Source organism: Vibrio sp. 10N.222.55.A1, from assembly GCF_041473835.1.
GTDB lineage: Bacteria > Pseudomonadota > Gammaproteobacteria > Enterobacterales > Vibrionaceae > Vibrio > Vibrio crassostreae_C.
Genome location: NZ_JBFRSX010000034.1, coordinates 178287 through 198554 on the forward strand (window position 1 = coordinate 178287; position 20268 = coordinate 198554).

The 20268-nt window shown below is 44.7% G+C and carries 16 protein-coding genes; 12 read left to right on the forward strand and 4 right to left on the reverse strand.

Going from position 1 to position 20268, the window contains the following annotated elements; translation table 11 throughout:
• Positions 1–25 precede the first annotated feature (25 nt).
• The gene (gene prfC, locus AB4493_RS11360) at positions 26–1606 is read left to right on the forward strand and encodes a peptide chain release factor 3 (protein ID WP_017059244.1); all 1581 of its coding nucleotides are present in this window, start codon (positions 26–28) and stop codon (positions 1604–1606) included.
• Positions 1607–1712: 106 nt separating this feature from the next.
• Positions 1713–2543 carry a LysR family transcriptional regulator gene (locus tag AB4493_RS11365; RefSeq protein ID WP_136989294.1) on the forward strand — a complete coding sequence of 277 codons (831 nt, stop codon included), beginning with the start codon at positions 1713–1715 and terminating at the stop codon, positions 2541–2543.
• Here the strand turns inward: AB4493_RS11365 and AB4493_RS11370 are convergent.
• Positions 2540–3253, reverse strand: coding sequence for a hypothetical protein (locus AB4493_RS11370; protein WP_372111984.1), 714 nt, complete (start codon positions 3251–3253; stop codon positions 2540–2542). The genes AB4493_RS11365 and AB4493_RS11370 overlap by 4 nt on opposite strands.
• Positions 3254–3350: 97 nt before the next feature.
• Entirely contained in the window at positions 3351–4502 is a 1152-nt protein-coding gene (locus tag AB4493_RS11375) for a hypothetical protein (protein ID WP_372154986.1), read from the reverse strand.
• Between the two features lie 165 nt (positions 4503–4667).
• On the opposite strand from AB4493_RS11375, the gene AB4493_RS11380 reads away from it, so the two are divergent.
• From AB4493_RS11380 to deoD, 7 genes are all read left to right on the forward strand, one after another.
• Positions 4668–4823, forward strand: a complete 156-nt coding sequence (locus AB4493_RS11380) for a DUF5363 family protein (protein WP_017066983.1) — start codon at positions 4668–4670, stop codon at positions 4821–4823.
• Positions 4804–5616, forward strand: coding sequence for a TatD family hydrolase (locus tag AB4493_RS11385; RefSeq protein WP_102319908.1), 813 nt, complete (start codon positions 4804–4806; stop codon positions 5614–5616). Before AB4493_RS11380 ends, AB4493_RS11385 begins: the two co-directional genes overlap by 20 nt.
• A gap of 204 nt (positions 5617–5820) precedes the next feature.
• Entirely contained in the window at positions 5821–7083 is a 1263-nt protein-coding gene (locus AB4493_RS11390) for a NupC/NupG family nucleoside CNT transporter (RefSeq protein WP_017058833.1), read from the forward strand.
• Between the two features lie 520 nt (positions 7084–7603).
• Positions 7604–8380 (forward strand): deoxyribose-phosphate aldolase, encoded by a 777-nt coding sequence (deoC, locus tag AB4493_RS11395; RefSeq protein WP_010436196.1) that lies wholly within the window; start codon positions 7604–7606, stop codon positions 8378–8380.
• Positions 8381–8603: 223 nt separating this feature from the next.
• The gene (gene deoA, locus AB4493_RS11400; protein WP_017063283.1) at positions 8604–9932 is read left to right on the forward strand and encodes a thymidine phosphorylase; all 1329 of its coding nucleotides are present in this window, start codon (positions 8604–8606) and stop codon (positions 9930–9932) included.
• A 76-nt stretch (positions 9933–10008) separates the two neighbouring features.
• Entirely contained in the window at positions 10009–11229 is a 1221-nt protein-coding gene (locus AB4493_RS11405) for a phosphopentomutase (RefSeq protein WP_017068223.1), read from the forward strand.
• Positions 11230–11294: 65 nt separating this feature from the next.
• Positions 11295–12014, forward strand: coding sequence for a purine-nucleoside phosphorylase (deoD, locus tag AB4493_RS11410; RefSeq protein ID WP_017063285.1), 720 nt, complete (start codon positions 11295–11297; stop codon positions 12012–12014).
• Between the two features lie 127 nt (positions 12015–12141).
• Here the strand turns inward: deoD and AB4493_RS11415 are convergent, their stop codons facing one another.
• Positions 12142–12753: a YtjB family periplasmic protein gene (locus AB4493_RS11415; protein WP_076655999.1), complete on the reverse strand. Its 612-nt coding sequence runs from the start codon at positions 12751–12753 to the stop codon at positions 12142–12144.
• A gap of 109 nt (positions 12754–12862) precedes the next feature.
• Here AB4493_RS11415 and serB point away from each other — a divergent pair, with 109 nt between their 5' ends.
• Entirely contained in the window at positions 12863–13843 is a 981-nt protein-coding gene (gene serB / locus AB4493_RS11420) for a phosphoserine phosphatase (RefSeq protein ID WP_017058828.1), read from the forward strand.
• A 122-nt stretch (positions 13844–13965) separates the two neighbouring features.
• Here the strand turns inward: serB and AB4493_RS11425 are convergent, their stop codons facing one another.
• Positions 13966–16311 carry a PilZ domain-containing protein gene (locus tag AB4493_RS11425; RefSeq protein ID WP_017058827.1) on the reverse strand — a complete coding sequence of 782 codons (2346 nt, stop codon included), beginning with the start codon at positions 16309–16311 and terminating at the stop codon, positions 13966–13968.
• A gap of 161 nt (positions 16312–16472) precedes the next feature.
• Here AB4493_RS11425 and radA point away from each other — a divergent pair, with 161 nt between their 5' ends.
• Both radA and fusA read left to right on the forward strand, forming a co-directional pair.
• Entirely contained in the window at positions 16473–17852 is a 1380-nt protein-coding gene (radA, locus tag AB4493_RS11430) for a DNA repair protein RadA (RefSeq protein WP_017063288.1), read from the forward strand.
• Positions 17853–18086: 234 nt separating this feature from the next.
• Positions 18087–20174 (forward strand): elongation factor G, encoded by a 2088-nt coding sequence (gene fusA / locus AB4493_RS11435; protein ID WP_017058825.1) that lies wholly within the window; start codon positions 18087–18089, stop codon positions 20172–20174.
• Positions 20175–20268: the final 94 nt, after the last annotated feature.

Below are 20268 nucleotides of genomic sequence, written 5' to 3' on the forward strand. Positions count from 1 at the left end.
CGCTTTAGATCAGCAAAGGGCGACTATGTCTTTCCAACAAGAAGTGAGCAAACGTAGAACGTTTGCGATTATCTCTCACCCGGATGCGGGTAAAACCACGATTACTGAAAAAGTTCTTTTATTCGGAAACGCGATTCAAAAAGCGGGTACCGTAAAAGGCCGTGGCTCTAACCAGCACGCTAAATCTGACTGGATGGAGATGGAAAAAGAACGTGGTATCTCGGTAACTACGTCGGTAATGCAATTCCCATACAATGATTGCCTAGTAAACCTACTAGATACTCCAGGACACGAAGATTTCTCGGAAGATACGTACCGTACGCTAACAGCGGTTGATTCATGTTTGATGGTTATCGATGCTGCGAAAGGTGTCGAGGATCGTACTCGTAAACTAATGGAAGTAACACGTCTGCGTGATACGCCAATCGTAACGTTTATGAACAAACTTGACCGTGACGTTCGTGACCCAATGGAAGTGCTTGATGAAGTAGAGAGCGAGCTAGGTATGGCTTGTGCTCCAATCTCATGGCCAATTGGTTGCGGTAAAGAGTTTAAAGGTGTTTACCACATTCACCGTGATGAAACGATCTTGTATGAATCTGGCCACGGCCACGAGATCCAAGAAGTTCGTATCATCAAAGGTCTAGATAACCCTGAGCTAGATGAAGCAGTAGGTGCTGATCTTGCGGAAAGCGTACGTGAAGAGCTAGAGCTTGTTATCGGTGCTTGTCCTGAGTTTGACCATGAATTATTCCTAGCGGGTGAACTAACGCCGGTTTACTTCGGTACTGCATTGGGTAACTTTGGTGTTGACCACATGCTTGATGGTCTAACGAAATGGGCTCCAGCACCTCAAACGCGTCAAGCGAACGAGCGTGATGTTGAAGCGACAGAAGAGAAGTTCTCTGGTTTCGTATTTAAGATCCAAGCAAACATGGACCCTAAACACCGTGACCGTATCGCATTCATGCGTATCGTTTCGGGTACTTACAACCAAGGTATGAAGATGAACCATGTTCGTACAGGCAAGAGTGTAAGTATCTCTGATGCGGTAACCTTTATGGCGGGTGACCGTGCACGTGCTGAAAAAGCATACGCGGGTGATATTATCGGTCTACATAACCACGGTACTATCCAGATTGGTGATACCTTTACTCAAGGTGAGAGCCTTAAGTTCGCTGGTATTCCTAACTTCGCACCTGAGCTATTCCGTCGTATCCGTCTACGCGATCCACTGAAGCAGAAGCAACTTCTAAAAGGATTAGTTCAGCTTTCAGAAGAGGGCGCAGTACAAGTATTCCGTCCTATGCAAAACAACGACCTGATCGTTGGTGCGGTTGGTGTGCTTCAGTTCGACGTGGTTGTAGCGCGCTTGAAAGCGGAATACAACGTAGAAGCTATCTACGAAGGTGTTAACGTTGCAACAGCTCGCTGGGTTGAATGTGATGACGCTAAGAAACTAGAAGAATTCAAACGTAAGAACCAATCTAACCTTGCGCTAGATGGCGGTGACAACCTGTCTTACATCGCACCAACTATGGTGAACTTGAACCTAGCTTCTGAACGTTTCCCTGAAGTTCAATTCCGAGCGACGCGCGAGCACTAATAGCGACAGTTCTACATAACATTGTTGGATAATATTAAAGCCGAATTGCTTCTAGCATTCGGCTTTTTTGTTACACTAAGAGTACACCGTTTTGATGGAGTAAAGCGTGTTTGATCTCAATTTAGTAAAGCCATTCCTCTCTGTATATCAACAAAGATCGATAACCAAAGCGGCTGAATCGTTAGAGCTAACTCAACCTGCGGTTAGTGCTGCAATCAAGAGGTTTGAAGCGGTGGTAGGCTATGCGTTGTTCGTAAGAGTAGGGCGTTCAATAGAACCAACGTCAATGTCTCACAAACTGGCTGGTCAATTATCTGATGCTTTAGAGTTGATGGAAGGTGCAGTATCAAGAAAGCGTGATTTTACGGTTTATATGCCTGCGAATCTGCTCCACAAAATGCCCATGCTCAATGGTGTTCAGTTAGTTGAATCCCCAATTTCTGTAGAGAATGTTGTCGAGGATATCCGACTCAATCGAGTAGATTTAGTGGTCGATACTGGTTTACCTAAACAGTCAAGTTTAGCGTCTGAATTTGCAACTACTGATAGATTGCTTCTTATGAGTGATCCTGAAAACAGTCAATTTGGTGAGAAGATTTCGATGGATGAGTTTCTTGAAGCACGGCATGTAACCTTGAAGTTACTTCGCCAAGATACTCAAATAGTCGACTTTCTTTCCGAAAAGAGCTTTACTCGTGATGTTGCTATCGAAGTAAGAAACATCACTAACTTGATATTGGCGGTAAAAGGGACTGACTATATTGCAGCTGTTCCGGTTAGCATGATCCATTTAGCAAAAATCATTGGCTTACAAATTCATGAGCCTCCATTCTCAATGCGTCCCGTGGAGTTTGAGTTTTTCTATCACAAGAAGTATCAAACTAATGGGCAACATCAAGAGTTACGAGATGAGCTTAAACAGTTATTAAATAGCTAGAAATCGAAGGCTAAACCGAATTCCACATAGTTTTTGGTTTCAGGGTATATGGTATAGGTAACGGACGGTTTTACGTACTTCAAGTTAAAGAATACAGCTACTTCGTGATAATGAATGTTGGTCCTAGTTTCATTTCTGATATGTCTAGATCTCGTAGTAGTCTCATCTTTAATATAAAAGTCTTGGGTATCTTTTTTGAATCCGATTTCTTGGTTGAATTTGTAAAGAAAGTCAGCATATTGAATCGGGCTCCACAGAGCGCCTGCACTATAATCGAATGTGTCAGAGGTTTTATATTCCATGCATAAGTTTGGAAGACAAGCATCGAAATCTCTGTCCATATAGTTGTAGTTGATATCGCCAAGCAGTGTCCAATTTTCATGAATCAACTTAGCAACAAAAATGCCTGTTGTGATCTCATGTTCGCTGACTTTTACGGTGTTTTCAGTGTAGTACGTGTCCCCTTGCCAGAATGAATATCCCAACCCTGCTTGCCAATAGTCTTGAGTATCAACCTCTCCAAAAACACGCAATTTATCATTGATTTGATAGTTTATATCAAGTGTGGCGACTGTCTTATCATTGTCTGGGCTTTGAGATAAGCTGACGGAAAAGATATCTGTAAAACGCTCAATAGATTCAATAAGGGTGTCATTTGCAGACGAGTAAAAAGGGAAAGTCAAAGCAAGTATTAATAGAAGGCGTTTCATATTCAAATTCCGAATCGCTTTCCTTAGCTAGTGAGTAAAAACACCCGATAATAGCGTTCACTATTATCGGGTGAGCGGGTTCAACTCAGGTTGAATTTTAGCCGCGTAAACGTTGTTGAATAGCGGATTTAGCTTTCTGTAGTTTAGTTGGGTCGATAGATTGAAGCTTGCTACGGTCGATGTTTGAACCATCAAACACATGATCGTGATTCTTTGTTTGAATACGTACACCGTCATCTATTTTTGAAACAGTCGCAACCCATTGACCGTTGCCTTTGACTAAAGAGAATTGGTCAGAAGTAACATCGCCTTCCACACGAAGTAGTGTTTTTTCAAAGTCACCGTTGCCAATAAATACGAGCTCGCCATCTTTGCGTTGTACAGTACCTACCCACTCGCTGGTGTTTTCGTCGATAATGTGGATTTCGCCGTTAATGATCTTAACTGTCAGGTCACGCTCTTCCATCTCGGGGCGGTCTTCACCGAAATCTGGAGACCAACGAGGTGTATCATCAAAGTCCATATCTGGGTGCTCTGGAGAGGCTGGGAGAGCAGGTCGTGGGCTATCAATTACAATAGTTCCCTTGCCACTAGTTATCTCAAAACCACTATCCACACGCTCAACAGTTGCTAACCATTCGCCATTACCTTTAACGATGGCTGCACTGCCGTTAGCTTCTAGGTCACCTTCAACTTTTACTAGAGTTTTTTCGAAGTCTCCGTTGCCACGGAAAATGATCTCACCATCCTTGCGTTGTACAGTACCTACCCACTCACTGGTGTTTTCGTCGATAATGTGGATTTCGCCGTTAATGATCTTAACTGTCAGGTCACGCTCTTCCATTTCAGGACGGTCTTCACCGAAATCTGGAGACCAACGAGGTGTAGCGTCAACATCAACGTCTGGGTGTTGTGGGAGATAATCCACATCATTGTCGCTATTGGAACTAGACGACGTGCTCAAAAGCCCTGCAACCAATGCAGCAGAAGCGGCACCAACTGCAGCCCAAGTACCGTTAGATTGTTTTTCGTAAGTGACGTCATCGATTGTGGCTGTCGTGCCTGGAGTTGCATTCGCGTATTGTTCGTTTAACTTATACTGAACAGACGCATCGATAGCGTTCATCTGCTCGTCAATAAGTTGAAGTGTTTGTTGGTTTGCTAGTTCTACGTCAACTTGAGGTGCAGAAGCAAAAGCAGGTGCTGCTAATACGCTAGAAATTGATATGGCTAAGAGTGATGCTTTCATAAAGTAGGATCTCGTTATTGAATGGAGCGTCTTGCTATCAATGCCTCCTTGGCAAGTGCGTTTATTATTCGCTGTGGTGAGATTTTCAACAATATAGCCAGCTAGTGTTGATGTATAAATCTAATTTATGCATTTGCGCTTTTTAGGTTGAGACTTGAGGTAAGTATGTTGGGTTGGATAAAAACTTGGGTTAAAAGATATGATAAGTGGTGTGAAGAGCTTGGCTTAACGCCTGAGAACAAGCGCAGTTGTGTTGCTTATCGTCGTGATCCTCAAGGGAAACAAATGGAGAGTAGGGAAAATGACACAGCAAATAAGTGACTTTCCGCTGTTTGATACTCATTGCCACGCGGATTTTGAGGCGTTTGAGCAAGGTTTTACACCTGATCAAACTATTGATGGCTATCTTAAAGAAGCGAAACAAGCGCAAGTCGAGAAGTTAATCATCCCTTCTATCGGCCAACGTAACTGGAGGAAGCTCGATGAAATCGCTCAATCTCACCCCAATATTTACTATGCATTAGGCTTCCATCCTTACTTTTTAGAACCGGCCAATGACGAACAATTTTCGGAACTTCGCCAATTACTCGCTTCAAAAAACAGCCAATGTGTCGCGATAGGTGAGTGCGGGCTCGACTTTTTTGTGGACGTTGAACGAGAGAAACAAGAGCGCTTTTTCATCCAACAAATGGAGCTTGCGAAGGAGTTTGACCTGCCTTTAATCATCCATGAGAGGAAGTCTTACAACCGACTTATCGAGCTAATAAAGCAGCATAAGTTCACCTTAGGTGGTGTGATTCACGGTTTTTCTGGGAGTGAACAGCAAGCTTTGGCGTGGATCAAGCTCGGTTTCTATATTGGCGTCGGTGGAACGATAACTTACCCAAGAGCGCAAAAAACACGCACAACCATCGCAAAATTGCCCCTTGAATGTCTGGTATTGGAAACGGATGCTCCGGACATGCCCATGTATGGAAACCAAGGAAATGTTAATCATTCCAAATATTTAGTTACGATCTTAAATGAACTTTTTTTGCTTAGAAAAGAGCCAAAGCAATCGATTGCAGCGCAAATTTGGCAAAATAGCCATCGCGCATTCGGTATATGTGAATAAAATCGAAGGTTTTTGTTTATCGTTTGCGTAAATTGCACTGAGCTTGTGATTTGGGTCACATTTGCGTGTGAATGGTACATGAATCTTCTACGAAAGTGTGAGGACGGCATTACTTTATTAGTGGTCGCATGAGTATAATTGCCTCCGCTTTATAGCCCCATTTTGTAACACGCCAATAAATAACTAATAAGGAAGTCATAAACTATGAGCCTGTTTATGAGCCTAGTCGGAATGGTTGCACTGATCGCAATCGCAGTACTACTATCTGACAACCGCAAAGCTATTAATCTAAGAACAGTGGGTGGCGCTTTCGCTATCCAATTCGCACTTGGTGCATTCGTACTTTACATCCCTTGGGGTCGTGATCTACTTGCAGGTTTCTCTGCTGGTGTAGCAAACGTGATCGACTACGGTAAAGACGGTACTGGTTTCCTATTCGGCAGCCTAGTTAACTTCTCAGTTGACGGTATCGGTTTCATCTTTGCTTTCCAAGTACTACCAACTCTGATTTTCTTCTCTGCACTTATCTCTGTACTTTACTACATTGGTGTTATGCAAATTGTAATCAAAGTTCTTGGTGGTGGTCTTCAGAAAGCTCTAGGTACTTCTCGCGCCGAGTCTATGTCTGCAGCAGCAAACATCTTCGTTGGTCAAACTGAAGCACCTCTAGTTGTTCGTCCATTTGTTCCTAAAATGACTAACTCTGAACTATTCGCAGTAATGTGTGGTGGTTTGGCTTCTGTAGCTGGTGGTGTACTAGCGGGTTACGCATCTATGGGTGTACCTCTAGAGTACCTTGTAGCAGCATCATTCATGGCAGCACCAGGTGGTCTACTATTCGCTAAAATCATCAAGCCTGAAACAGATACGCCAGACGACAACATCGCTGACGAAATGGACGGTGGCGATGACAAACCAGCTAACGTTATCGACGCAGCAGCAGGTGGCGCATCAGTTGGTCTACAACTAGCACTTAACGTTGGTGCAATGCTACTAGCATTCATCGGTCTAATTGCTCTAATCAACGGTATCCTAGGTGGCATCGGTGGTTGGTTCGGTATGGAAAACCTAACTCTAGAACTTCTTCTAGGTTGGATCTTCGCACCGCTAGCATTCATCATTGGTGTTCCATGGGAAGAAGCAACTATCGCTGGTTCTTTCATTGGTCAGAAGACAGTTGTTAACGAATTCGTTGCATACCTAAACTTCGTACCATACGTTGGTGAAAACGCTCAAGTTGTTGCAGCAACTGGTCAAGTGATGTCTGAGAAGACTCAAGCTATCATCGCATTCGCACTATGTGGTTTCGCAAACCTTTCTTCAATTGCGATTCTTCTAGGTGGTCTAGGTGGTATTGCACCAAGCCGTCGCCACGACATCGCACGTATGGGTGTTAAAGCGGTAATTGCTGGTACTCTATCTAACCTGATGGCAGCAACAATTGCTGGCTTCTTCCTGTCTTTCTAATTAGTTAGAAATCGATATATAGACGCCATAATAATATCGCCCCGTAGCAAGAAATTGCTGCGGGGCTTTTTTGTTTTTAGGCCTGCCGTTTTTAGTATATGCACGCGCTTATGCTTAGATTCGATGTAGGGTCTAGAATGTTTTTTTGAGATACAAACCGTTTGCGTTCTAAGGAGCACTACAATTTATTGATGGATACCTATAATGTATAAGCTAAAGGGATAGGATGTCTCTGTTGGCAAGAAAGTAACCTCGAAATCAACTCGAACGTTATTTTTCTGGGATTAAGCCAAAATTAGCGATACGCTATAGATGTTAGACACAACATGACTGATTTGTTGTGCCATAGACCAAACTGGTACTGTGCGGTGACAAGGATTGCAATTGGTAGCGAAAGTTATCAAGTCTTCAGGGAACCAAGTCCGTTCATTTGTGGCTACTGAGCATTACTAAAATATCCATCTATACTGGATGGAGGGCGAAGTAGTTAACTATTTGAATATATTGATCGGAGATAGAAATGAGCGATTTAAAAGCAGCAGCTCTACGTGCACTTAAACTTATGGACCTAACTACGCTAAATGACGACGATACTACTGAAAAAGTAGTGGCGCTTTGTCATGACGCGAAGACTGCAGTAGGCAACACCGCTGCAATCTGTATTTACCCTCGCTTTATCCCAGCAGCTAAGAAAGCGTTGCGTGAGCAAGGTACTCCAGAAGTACGCATTGCGACTGTAACTAACTTCCCTCATGGTAATGACGACATCGAAATTGCTGTTGCAGAAACAAAAGCAGCGGTAGCGTACGGCGCAGACGAAGTTGACGTAGTATTCCCATACCGTGCTCTTATTGCTGGCAACGAAGAAGTTGGCTTTGAGCTAGTTAAACAGTGTAAAGCAGCTTGTGGTGACATCACGCTTAAAGTGATCATCGAAACAGGTGAACTGAAAGAAGAAGCACTAATCAAGAAAGCTTCTCAAATCTGTATCGAAGCAGGTGCAGACTTCATCAAAACTTCAACAGGTAAAGTGCCAGTAAACGCGACTCCAGAGTACGCGCGCATGATGCTTGAAGTTATCCGTGACATGGGCGTTGCTAAAACAGTTGGTTTCAAACCAGCTGGTGGCGTACGTACTGCTGAAGATGCAGCACTATACCTAGCAATGGCTGATGAGCTACTAGGCGCTGAGTGGGCAGACAACATGCACTACCGTTTTGGTGCTTCAAGCCTACTAACTAACCTTCTTAATACATTAGAAGTGACAGACCAGACTGCTGATCCAGCAGCATACTAATTTACTCGTCATATTTGACACCGCAGCGTTGTTGACTGCGTAAGTTCCTCCTAATCACATAGAGCCTCTATGCTCATAGGAATGAACTCACTGGTCGCCTAACTGCAACGCCAAATATTTAGAGTATTGAACATAATAAGTCTGTTTGATGGAGTGGCGTCAAGCCACTCCATATTACCTCTTTTCCCTACAAACCATACTCACTAGAGTTTGGGAGGCACTAATGTATCTACCTCAAGAAATTATTCGCAGAAAACGTGACGGTGAAGTCCTAACAGCTGAAGAAATTAACTTCTTCATTCAAGGTGTGGCTAAGAACACGGTTTCTGAAGGCCAAATTGCCGCATTCGCAATGGCTATCTTTTTTAATGAAATGACGATGCCAGAACGTATCGCACTAACGTGTGCAATGCGTGATTCAGGCATGGTGATTGACTGGAGCCACATGAACTTTGATGGCCCAATCGTTGATAAACACTCTACTGGTGGTGTTGGCGACGTTACTTCTCTGATGCTTGGCCCAATGGTGGCAGCATGTGGCGGTTTCGTTCCAATGATCTCTGGTCGTGGTTTAGGCCACACTGGCGGTACGCTAGACAAGCTGGAATCTATTCCGGGTTACAACATTACACCAACCAACGATGTGTTCGGTGAAGTAACGAAAGATGCTGGCGTGGCTATCATCGGTCAAACAGGCGATCTAGCTCCTGCTGACAAGCGTGTTTACGCAACTCGTGATATCACAGCAACAGTCGATAACATCTCGCTGATCACGGCTTCAATCCTATCTAAGAAACTGGCTGCGGGCCTTGATTCTCTAGTGATGGATGTAAAAGTAGGTTCAGGCGCATTCATGCCGACTTACGAAGCATCTGAAGAGCTAGCGAAATCTATCGTTGCAGTAGCAAACGGTGCGGGTACTAAAACAACAGCAATCCTAACGGACATGAACCAAGTGCTGGCTTCTTCAGCGGGTAACGCAGTAGAAGTTCGTGAAGCGGTTCAGTTCCTAACGGGTGAATACCGTAACCCTCGCTTGTTAGAGATCACTCTAGCATCGTGTGCTGAAATGCTGGTGCTCGGTAACCTAGCTAAAGACTCAGACGAAGCGCGCGAAAAACTGATGGCAGTACTGGATAACGGTAAGGCAGCAGAGTGCTTCGGTAAAATGGTAGCGGGCCTTGGTGGTCCAGTTGATTTCGTAATGAACTACGATAACTACCTAGAAAAAGCAGACATTATTAAGCCAGTGTACGCGTTAGAAAGCGGTGTGGTATCAGCAATGGATACTCGTGCAATTGGTATGGCTGTGGTTGGTATGGGCGGCGGTCGTCGTGTAGCAACTGACAGCATTGATTACGCAGTCGGTTTTGATCACTTCATTCGCCTAGGTGAAGTAGCAAGTGAAGATAAGCCATTAGCAATGATTCATGCTCGCAACGAACAACAGTGGCAAGAAGCTGCAACTGCATTACAAAATGCAATCACTGTGGGCGGAGAATATACAGCAACGCCAGACGTTTACCGTCAGATTCGTTCTGAAGACGTGTAAATAACCGTTATCGGTATGCCTCGCGTATACCGATAAACAGAGTTCTGGTGCAAAGAGCAATAAGTTGGTGAAGAAAATGAAAAGAGCATTTATTTTAGTTTTAGATTCATTCGGTATCGGTGAAACAGCGGATGCAGACAAATTTGGTGATGTAGGTTCTGACACTATGGGCCACATCGCAGATCATTGTGACCAAGGTCTTGCAGACAATGCAGATCGTAAAGGTTCACTGACATTGCCAAACCTGTCTAAGCTAGGTCTAGCGATGGCTCACAAAGAGTCTACAGGTCGCTTTGCTCCTGGTATGGATGCAGACGCTGAGATCATTGGCGCTTACGGTCACGCTGCTGAGCTGTCTTCTGGTAAAGACACGCCATCAGGTCACTGGGAAATTGCGGGTGTTCCTGTACTGTTTGACTGGGGCTACTTCACCGACAAAGAGAACAGCTTTCCAAAAGAACTGACTGACCGCATCCTTGAGCGTGCAGGCCTGTCTGGTTTCTTAGGTAACTGCCACTCATCTGGCACGGAAATCCTAGATAACCTAGGTGAAGAGCATATGAAGACTGGCTTGCCTATCTTCTATACTTCTGCAGATTCTGTTTTCCAGATCGCTTGTCACGAAGAGACATTCGGCCTGCAAAACCTATTAGACCTTTGTCAGATTGCTCGTGAAGAGCTAGAAGACTACAACATTGGTCGTGTTATCGCTCGTCCGTTCATTGGCCCAGGTAAAGGTCAATTCGAACGTACTGGTAACCGTCGTGATCTTTCTGTTGAGCCACCTGCAGCCACCATTCTTCAGAAGTTGGTTGATGAGAAGGGCGGTAACGTTCACTCAATCGGCAAGATCTCTGATATCTACGCGGGTTGTGGCATCACTCAGAAAACCAAAGCAACAGGTATTCCTGCGCTATTTGAAGCAACCAAAGAAGCGATCAATGAAGCAGGCGACAACACTATCGTGTTCACTAACTTCGTTGATTTCGACTCAGCTTACGGCCACCGCCGTGATGTTGCTGGTTATGCAGCGGCACTTGAGTACTTCGATGGTCGCATCAATGAAATCATCGATATGATGAAAGAAGATGATGTGCTTATCCTAACGGCTGACCACGGTTGTGATCCGACATGGCCAGGTACAGACCATACTCGTGAGCACATCCCTGTGATTGTTTACGGTCAGAAGGTTCCAGCCGGTTCTTTAGGCCGTCGCGATACGTTCGCTGATATCGGTCAAAGCTTAGCGTCATACTTTGGTACATCGCCAATGGGACACGGTACAAGCTTTCTATAATAGTTAACGAAGAGAGAGGGAAACCTCTCTCTTCTTTTTTTGTTTTGAGATTAAGGATATTTTCAATGGCTACTCCACATATTAATGCTGAAATGGGTGATTTCGCTGACGTAGTTTTAATGCCAGGTGACCCGCTACGTGCTAAATACATCGCTGAAACCTTCTTAGAAGAAGTGGTTCAAGTGTGCGACGTTCGCAACATGTTTGGTTACACCGGTACTTACAAAGGTCGTAAGGTTTCGGTAATGGGACACGGTATGGGCATTCCATCTTGTTCTATTTACGCGACTGAGCTGATCAAAGACTTTGGTGTGAAGAAGATCATTCGTGTGGGCAGTTGTGGTGCAGTGAGCGAAGATATCAAAGTGCGTGATGTGGTGATCGGTATGGGCGCATGTACTGACTCTAAAGTGAACCGTATTCGCTTTAAAGATCATGACTTTGCGGCGATTGCGGATTACAAAATGGTGCGCGCGGCAGAAGATGCAGCCAAAGCTCTCGGTGTCGGCGTAAAAGTCGGTAACCTGTTCTCGGCTGAGCTGTTCTACACGCCAGATCCAGAGATGTTCGAAGTAATGGACAAATACGGCATTGTTGGCGTAGAGATGGAAGCGGCTGGCATCTATGGTGTATGTGCTGAATACGGCGCAAAAGCTCTAACGATCTGTACTGTTTCTGACCACATCAAGACTGGTGAGCAAACGACATCAGATGAACGTCAAACGACTTTCAACGACATGATGGTTATCGCACTAGACTCAGTGTTGCTTGGTGACCAAGAATAATCTTGATTTGTCTTAGCTTGATAAGTTAACAGATAACAAAAAGCCCCGTTGCTGCCTGAGCGTCGGGGCTTTTTATTGGATTGCTGTATTTATTCTGAGTCTAGTATTTATTGTCAGCCTAGTGTGTTTATGAGCTTACATTTTTCAATAGTAAGTTCTCACCAGACTTAGTTGGTCTTCTGCGAATCAGCATGATGAACAACACGCCACTCACAAACCCCATCAACACCATACCGATCATGTAGCGATCACTTTTGCGGTAGTGGTGATCAGAAATCGCCGTCATCTTACCGGTTTCAAAAGTCACTCGAATAAAGCCGATGATCGTTTTCTCTGGAGAATAAATAGGTTCAACTAACTGTTGTCTGCCGATACTTGCTGTTGAAAGTGGTGTATCTAAGCCAAGAACCTCACGTACCGAGAGGGCTTTTTCGCTCGAAGCCAGTCGAATACCCTCTGCATCATAGATGGTGGTATCGAACACCAGTCGGTCTTGAGATAGCTGGTTAGTCAGATCAAGCAATCGCTCTTGGTCTTGTTGCGTGATCATCTTGCTGGCTGAAAGTGATGCCTGAGAGATAAGCAGCTTGGTAAGAGTTTCCAACTGTTTTGCTTGGATCTTCTCGTTACCTTTACTGATCACGACCGTATTTTTAATCGTTACAACGAACATGGTAGCCAACAAAATGAGGGCTAGCATTCGTAAAGCGTTACGTATTGAGAACAATGATTCATTCATGTTTCACGAAGCCTGAAATAAACAAATGTTATGATTAAGACATATTGAGACTTGCGTTTTCAAATTGCAATAGGTTAACGTTTAGCATAGTTAATTAGGAATCATACACATGGACGCTCAGAAATATCTGCCGATAAAAAGGCATACGACATTATTAACTCGACTCCCCGAGACTCGTTTCGCTTCTCAACTCGCTAAATCCAAGGCCAATTGGATTGTGTTTGGTGAGTACCTATCTCCACAATCTTTCGATGACATCGACTTTTTCACTGGCACTTACAACACCATCCTCGATACGTGGAAGGTTGGGCATTATGAAGTGGCTTTGATGTCAGGCAATCTAACGCCAGCACACGAAGAAATCCTCCAAGCGCTAAAGCTTGATTATGCTTGCCTTAGCGAGGTCCCAGACTTATCTAAGCCAGGTTTGATCGTGATGGATATGGATTCCACAGCGATTCAAATTGAATGCATCGATGAGATTGCCAAGCTAGCTGGAGTGGGAGAGTTAGTCTCTGAAATCACAGAACGAGCAATGCAAGGCGAGCTCGACTTTGAACAGAGCCTACGCCAGCGAGTAGGAGCACTGAAAGGTGCGGATGAATCGATATTAGAGCAAGTGCGTCAGTCATTGCCATTCATGCCAGACTTGGTCGGGCTGGTGAATACTCTAAATAAGCTTGGCTGGAAAACGGCGATTGCATCAGGCGGTTTTACTTACTTCTCTGACTACCTGAAAGATACCCTTGATCTAGACCATGCTCAATCAAACACGCTTGAGATCGTCAACGGTAAGTTGACGGGTGAAGTCTTAGGCGATGTTGTTTCGGCGCAGACCAAAGCGGATATCTTGGTAGAGTTGGCTGAAGAGTACGAATTGGAACTACATAATACCGTTGCCGTTGGTGATGGTGCCAATGACTTGGTGATGATGGGCTCTGCAGGTTTAGGCATTGCCTACCACGCAAAACCAAAAGTAGAGCAGCAAGCTCAAACTGCTGTTCGTTACGCAGGTTTAGGCGGTGTGCTGTGTATCTTGTCGGGTGTATTGGCTAAGCAACAGAAGATCAGCTGGCAAGCGAAACCTTAGGGGCTCTACCTAAGTGCTATTGGCGATGTATCTTATTTAGCAATAGTGGCTCAGACACAAAAAAAGCAGGCTATCAGCCTGCTTTTTCAATTTTCATGCTTAAGTTAATACGCCACTCGAGGCTAGCGTGTTAGCTCCAATCGAATCAGCACTTCATCGGTAATGTCCTCTATCTCGCCATAACCGATAAACGCCGTCACCTCATTCTCTAGCTTCTTAGCTTGATGCATACTGATGCGTGAAAGCTCTTCTAAATCCGACTGGAATAAACTCGTTAGCGGATTAAAGATAGGTGCCGTGGTGACTCGCAATACATACACATCACCTAAGTGCTGCGCTTTCTTGATGAATAAGATGCGTTCCTTTGCTGAGGCGAAGTCTTTGACCAACTTGGTGTGTACCGACTGGATTTTGTCGCCAAACTTCACTGCAGCAATGTACACGTCATGATGCTTAGGCTCCGCACCTTCAATTCTTTTTAGTGGCTCAGCCAACAGTGAGTTGGTGTGACCCTTGAAGATTGGCTCGAGTGAGAACTTTTGGTTGTGACCAAGTTTAGCAAGTAACGTTAGATGCTTATTCAGTGGGAAATTCACACCAATGATCTTACAGCGCAGCGTTGAACTTGGCTTATCAATGAATATTGGGTTACTGACCATCTTGCTCAACAAAATGTTGTGCAGTGATTCGAGTAGCGAATGTGTTGGCAGTATCTCTTGCTTCTTAATCAGCTTACTTTGGTTTTGATCGATAAGCCCATTAAGGAAAGCGATGGTACGCATTGTCTTGGCGTTCTCGGCAATAACCAACTGCACGTTGCGACCATTCGGACTCACTCGAATTACGTGGTAAGGCACTGTGCTCAGTGGCAGGTTCTTGTCATAGAGCTGCAGTTCATTGAAGTTCACTAATACCGGATCATTAATCTTGAGTACCATTGGGTGTTCAAGGCTAATGCTCAGTCCACGCTTCGAAATATCTAAGGTGTGTCCGTTCGCCGCTGTGCCATCTTGTGATGTAAGTTGCAACGGTGACTTAAATTGGTATCTCGGCTCTTTACGACGAGTCTGAGAGTCAAAGTAGATGCTTTGAATATTGCCGACGACAGTACGCGGGTGACGGAAGCGGTTCAATTCACTGCTTGGAATGCGTGGCTTTTCACTCAGAAGATAGTCCGCCGCACTTTCGTGATCGCCAATCTCTTGCAAGATTCCGCAATGCGTCAGTTGAGCTGAGCTTTGAGCCAGCGTATCCGAGTGTTTAGCTAATGCTTGTCGCTCAGTGTCTGAAAGTTCGAAAACCGAGAACTTGAACGCCTTCCAACTTTTACGTTTGCCACCGATGTGCCAGAACAGCTGTCTTTGTTCACGAGAGGCTTCAGGCAGCATCATTGAATAGAACAAGGTCTTGTTTTGGTGTTCATGGGTAAAAGAGTAGATAACGTTACTGGTTCCCTTCACTCCTGGTTTCGCCAACAGGTTCATACGTTGCTCGTTGAACAGGGTACCCAGCGCTTGTTGATTTCGTTCGTCGTGCCAATATTGCCATAATGGATGGTTGTTATCCGTCAGTAGGGCAAGCTTTAGTTCGCTGCCGCTGAAAAACAGGGGTAGGTTACAAGTATGCTTTAGATAGGTATGTTCGATTCCTCGAGTACGAGTTCGAATAATCCTATCTTGATTCTCATGGCTGGTTTTCTTACTGGTGCTATTTAAAGACTCATCGAGTAAGCGAGCCACAATATTGTTGTCGCTTACCTTGATGGTTCTTAGAAATTTGACCGCGTTGTTCTCATAAGATTCGTCGATACCCAAAACACGAAATTCAACCGCTTGGTTAACATCGTTTTCTTGGGACTTTTCGATAAGCTCTGAGAACTTAACGCTGATGATCTCGCCGAGGTTGTATCGAAAGGCGCTCGGTACTTTGAACTTTGCACCCGACGGGGAGATATCAACCGTTACACCATGTAGGCTTTGCCCTTTCGATGTGGTGATCTCGACCTGCGAGCTAATCTTGAGTCTGTTCTCTTGGCGTTTTAAGTCGTAACCTAGGTTAATAGCTTCCGCTTCGTACGGGCTATTGGCGCTAGTAATGTCGTGGTTACCTTGAGAAGATGTTTTAACAACGCTCAGAGGCTGAGTTCGCGGAGTCATTACTAACTCCCATGCGCCTTCTGTGTAACCTTTAAACTTTTTCGTACCACGTTGATATGCGTTTAAAGCGATATCATCGAGCCAGTGCTTACGGCCATCGAGAGTGAACTGACGACACTCATTATCAATACGCCCGCGTAAATCAATGCTCTTTGTACACGGAGCCATGATACGATTCAGTTCCATTTTAACGAGCAGCTTCAGAGACGGCGATTCCCCTTCTGTCATTTGAGAAAGAAGGAATTCGAAATCTTCGGCGTGGTAAGCCGGGATTAAACGTTCTGCTACAGATAGAATTTCAGATTGCTGCATACTTTTCTTGTTAGAATGGACGGTGCGTTTATGTTATCGACTAGTTTAAATCGATCTTTAAGTATAAGTGGTATGACTGCAACTTTTATTTTCATCCGTACGGTCAAATAAGTCACAAATTGACAACATCATTGTGTAATTGAGTAAATTATTGAGGTTTTATGGCGAAGGCAAAGCGAGCTTATGTGTGTAATGACTGTGGTGCCGATTTTCCACGTTGGCAGGGGCAGTGCAATGCATGTGGTGCTTGGAACACGATTACAGAAGTTAGGTTAGCCGCTTCACCTCAGGTCGCACGTAATGAACGATTGAGTGGTTATGCGGGCGGTGCAACTGAATCTTCGGTTCAAACGCTGTCAGAAATCGATCTGCAAGAAGTCCCACGTTTTAGCAGTGGCTTTAAAGAGCTAGACCGCGTACTTGGTGGTGGTGTCGTACCGGGTGCTGCGATCCTGATTGGTGGTAACCCGGGTGCCGGTAAATCAACGCTGCTATTACAAACCATGTGTCAGCTTTCTTCTCAATTACCGACTCTCTATGTAACCGGGGAAGAATCTCTGCAACAAGTCGCGATGCGTGCGTCTCGACTTGGATTGCCAAAAGAGCACCTAAAGATGCTCTCAGAAACGAACGTGGATAAGATTTGTCAGGTTGCAGAAAAAGAACAACCTAAGATCATGGTTATCGACTCGATCCAAGTTATGCACGTTGCGGATGTTCAATCTTCTCCGGGCAGTGTTGCACAGGTTCGTGAATCGGCAACCGCATTAACGCGCTACGCAAAACAGAATAACGTTGCTGTGTTCTTAGTTGGACACGTAACTAAAGACGGCACCTTAGCAGGGCCAAAAGTACTTGAGCACATTATTGACTGTTCTGTTTTATTAGATGGCGGAACCGATAGCCGTTTTAGAACGCTACGCAGCCACAAAAACCGTTTTGGTGCAGTGAATGAACTGGGTGTGTTTGCGATGACAGGCCAAGGGCTAAAAGAAGTCAGCAACCCATCCGCTATCTTCTTGTCTCGTGGTGAAGAAGAAACCTCGGGCAGTTCTGTCATGGTGGTGTGGGAAGGGACGCGTCCACTTCTTGTCGAAATCCAAGCGCTGGTGGATTATTCACAGCTGGCTAACCCACGTCGCGTCGCTGTCGGCCTAGAGCAAAACAGGCTTTCTTTGTTATTAGCGGTGCTGCATAAACACGGCGGCTTACAAATGGCTGACCAAGATGTGTTTGTGAATGTCGTCGGTGGTGTTAAAGTAACCGAAACCAGTGCTGATCTTGCGTTGGTGATGGCTCTACTTTCTAGTTTCAGAGACCGCGCATTACCAAAAGATGTGGTGGTATTTGGAGAAGTAGGCCTAGCGGGTGAGATTCGACCTGTACCGAGCGGACAAGAGCGTTTAAATGAAGCATTTAAACACGGCTTTAAGAAAGCGATTGTACCGGCGGCTAACATGCCTAAAGGTGGCATTCCAGGAATGCAGATCCACGGTGTGAAAAAATTATCGGAAGCAATTAATGCTTTTGATGAGTTGTAATTGAACTCACTTCAGCTACTCTATACAGCAGCAATTCAGCCTAACCTTAACGCCGATTAGGCTTTAGGTTAGCACTATAATTAACAATCATTTAGATTGTTACTACTGAGTGCCTTTTTCTATATGTTAGAAAAAGGCAAAGTTTTTTAGTCCCAAATGCATGCAAAGCTATCAGTCTTCACAGATTGTGATATACTCTGCGCGCATTTTATATCCTATTAACAGAGTAAGACAATGGCAGATTTATCGAAATACAGAAACATTGGTATTTTCGCGCACGTTGATGCGGGTAAAACAACTACCACTGAGCGTATCCTTAAGCTAACTGGTCAAATCCACAAGACTGGTGAAGTACATGATGGCGAATCAACGACTGACTTCATGGAACAGGAAGCTGAGCGCGGTATTACTATCCAATCAGCAGCTGTAAGCTGTTTTTGGAACGATCACCGTCTAAACGTTATCGATACTCCTGGACACGTTGACTTCACAGTTGAAGTATACCGTTCTCTTAAAGTTCTTGATGGCGGTATCGGTGTATTCTGTGGTTCTGGTGGTGTTGAACCTCAATCAGAAACTAACTGGCGCTACGCTAACGAATCAGAAGTATCTCGTCTGATCTTCGTTAACAAACTAGACCGTATGGGTGCAGACTTCTACAACGTTGTTGACCAAGTTAAAAACGTTCTAGGTGCAACTCCTCTAGTAATGGTTCTACCAATCGGCCGTGAAGACGAGTTCGTTGGTGTTGTAGACCTACTAAGCCGTAAAGCATACGTTTGGGATGACACTGGTCTTCCTGAAAACTACGAAATCAAAGATGTTCCAGCGGACATGGTTGATGACGTTGAGCAATACCGTGAAGAGCTAATCGAAACTGCTGTAGAGCAAGACGATGACCTAATGGAAGCTTACATGGAAGGTGAAGAGCCTTCTATTGAAGACGTTAAGCGTTGTATCCGTAAAGGTACTCGTGATATCGCATTCTTCCCAACGTTCTGTGGTTCTGCGTTCAAGAACAAAGGTATGCAACTTATCCTTGATGCTGTAGTAGATTACCTACCAGCACCAACTGAAGTTGATCCTCAACCTCTAATGGATGAGAACGGTGAAGAAACTGGCGAACACGCTATCGTTTCTACAGATGAGACTTTCAAAGCGCTTGCATTCAAAATCATGGATGACCGCTTCGGTGCTCTAACTTTCGTTCGTATTTACTCTGGTAAACTGAACAAAGGTGACACGATTCTTAACTCATTCACTGGCAAGACTGAACGTGTTGGCCGTATGGTTGAGATGCAAGCTGATGACCGTAACGAACTAACTAGCGCACAAGCTGGTGACATCATTGCGATCGTTGGTATGAAGAACGTGCAAACTGGTCACACTCTATGTGATCCTAAGCACCAAGTAACGCTTGAGCCAATGGTATTCCCAACTCCAGTAATCTCAATCGCTGTATCTCCAAAAGATAAAGGCGGTTCTGAGAAAATGGGTATCGCTATCGGTAAAATGGTTGCAGAAGATCCATCTTTCCAAGTTGAGACTGACGAAGAGACTGGCGAAACTATCCTGAAAGGTATGGGTGAACTTCACCTAGACATCAAGGTAGATATCCTTAAGCGTACATACGGCGTTGACCTAACTGTAGGTGCTCCTCAAGTTGCTTACCGTGAAACTATCACTCAAGCAATTGAAGATAGCTACACGCACAAGAAGCAATCTGGTGGTTCTGGTCAATTCGGTAAGATCGATTACCGTATCAAACCAGGCGAAGCAGGTTCTGGCTTCAAGTTCAACTCTGTAGTTGTGGGCGGTAACGTTCCTAAAGAATTCTGGCCTGCAGTTGAGAAAGGCTTCGCATCTATGATGGAAAACGGCGTACTAGCTGGCTTCCCAACTCTAGACGTTGAAGTTGAACTGTTCGATGGTGGCTTCCACGCAGTCGATTCATCTGCTATCGCATTTGAAATCGCAGCGAAAGGTGCATTCCGTCAATCTATGCCTAAAGCTGGCGCGCAACTTCTTGAGCCTATCATGAACGTTGACGTGTTCACTCCAGACGATCACGTTGGTGATGTTATCGGTGACCTTAACCGTCGTCGTGGCATGATCAAAGATCAACAAGCTGGCGTTACTGGTGTTCGTATTAAAGCTGACGTACCTCTTTCTGAGATGTTCGGCTACATCGGTCACCTACGTACTATCACTTCTGGTCGTGGCCAATTCTCTATGGAATTCGCACAATACGCACCATGTCCAACTAACGTTGCTGACGAAGTGATTGCAAAAGTTAAAGCAGAAAAAGAAGCTGGTAAGTAATTAGCCCTTTTCTCAATTAGCTAAAAAAGCCCCGCAAGTGAAAGCTTGCGGGGCTTTTTATTGCTTGTAACATACTGCGAGATGCGAGATGCGA